Annotated in this window: 1 protein-coding gene; it reads right to left on the bottom strand. The window is 45.3% G+C overall.

Annotated elements, in window-relative coordinates; genetic code table 11:
• Window positions 1-83 precede the first annotated feature (83 nt).
• Window positions 84-791, bottom strand: a 708-nt coding sequence (plsX, locus tag A3739_RS14295) for a phosphate acyltransferase PlsX (RefSeq protein WP_068501863.1), incomplete at its 5' end; no start/stop codon positions are given.

Raw genomic sequence — 791 nt, 5'->3', positions numbered from 1 at the left:
TCAGCCATCATGCCCACACTTTGCGATCCTTGACCGGGGAACATAAATACCAACGACATAAAACCTCCTTATATCACCGCAAATTAGTCGAAAGCGATGAACTCTAGTGCTTTGTTAATTTTTTCAGGTAGATTAGAGCGTGCTTCGCGATCCGCAAGCTCAATTGCATGCACAAACGCTTCTACCTTTGCGTTGCCGTGGCTTTTCACCACAACGCCATTTAATCCTAAAAACATTGCTCCGTTGTGCGTATCGGGATCAAGCTGTTTCAGCGCACTAGCCATATGTGGCGCCAACAACTTCGCTAACAAGCGCGTAAACCATGAACGTTCAAAAAAGGCCTTCACCCCATCAAGGATAATATTTGCCGCACCCTCGGCGCTTTTTAGTGCAATATTCCCAACAAAACCATCGCAAACAAGAACGTCAGCTTTACCTCGAAAAATATCGCCGCCCTCAGCAAAACCAATATAGTTAATTTCTGGCGCTTCTCTGATAAGAGAATCCGCCAAACGAACTAACTCGTTGCCCTTAATATTTTCATCACCAACATTAAGAAGCGCAACGTCCGCCTGTTCTTTCTCTTTAATCACTTGCGCAAGTATCTGGCCCATTAAGGCAAATTGCATAAGCTGCTCAGCTGAGCTATCTACATTTGCACCAAGATCAAGAACTAAGGTTCCACCATTTTGAGACGGAAATAGCTTTGTGATAGCTGGGCGATCAACACCATGAAAGGTCCCTAAAATGGAGCGCCCTAAAGCCATCAAGGCTCCGGTATTTCCACCACT

It is taken from the genome of Oleiphilus sp. HI0067 (genome assembly GCF_001635735.1).
This window is presented reverse-complemented; position numbering and strand designations above follow the sequence as displayed.